The sequence below is a fragment of the Mesorhizobium sp. M7A.F.Ca.MR.148.00.0.0 genome, from assembly GCF_003997735.1.
Lineage (GTDB): Bacteria > Pseudomonadota > Alphaproteobacteria > Rhizobiales > Rhizobiaceae > Mesorhizobium.
This window is the reverse complement of record NZ_RZTB01000343.1, coordinates 1-711: the sequence shown is the minus strand read 5'-3', so window position 1 is coordinate 711 and position 711 is coordinate 1. Positions and strand designations below refer to the sequence as shown.

General features: G+C 53.0%; 1 pseudogene. It reads left to right on the top strand.

The features are described from left to right. Positions 1-151: 151 nt before the first annotated feature. A pseudogene (locus EOB49_RS34390) lies at positions 152-711 on the top strand (hypothetical protein); the annotation flags it as partial.

Sequence of the window (711 nt, the reverse complement as noted above, 5' to 3'; positions counted from 1 at the left end):
TGCAACAAATGCTTCAAATAAATTTATAGAATCTTTGCGAGCGCAAGTCCCTGAAGGTTATAGGTTCATCTTAAATCTGAGGTCAGGCGCGCTGAAAGAGGCTAATACCCTGTTTACGCCCGGACCGCCGCAGCTCGCAATGGAGAAATGGATGCCAAGAGCAACGAGAGCGCTTATCCTAGTTGAAGGTCATAGGGTAATTGGTCTGCGATACGTCCAAGCGGCCCAGAGTCTTGGTTTCCATCCAATTACCCTGTCGGCTGATCCTGCTCGGTATGACTACCTTGCGGCGGAAAGTGTCGAGACAATCCGTGTCGATACAGACAATCTCGATGCGCTGATTCACGAATGTTCGCGGCTACGTGCGACGTATGACATTGCTGGCATTACTGGCTTTGCGGGCGACGACGAGTCGATCTACGCGACAGTTGGCAAGCTCTGCCTGCATTTCGATCTACCGGGACCGAACCCCGCATCGATTGAACAATGCTGCGACAAATTTACTCAACGTCAGCTCCTCGCGGAGGCCGGCATTCCAATACCTGCTTATCGCTTAGCAGCGAATGCAGCGGAGGTTGAAATCTCTGCCGCCGAGATCGGCCTGCCGGTGATTCTGAAGCCAGCCATAGGCAGCGGCAGCATCGGTGTGCGATTATGCAGCACCGTCGATGAGTTAGCCGAACATACCACCTACCTATTGGGTGGGAAGCA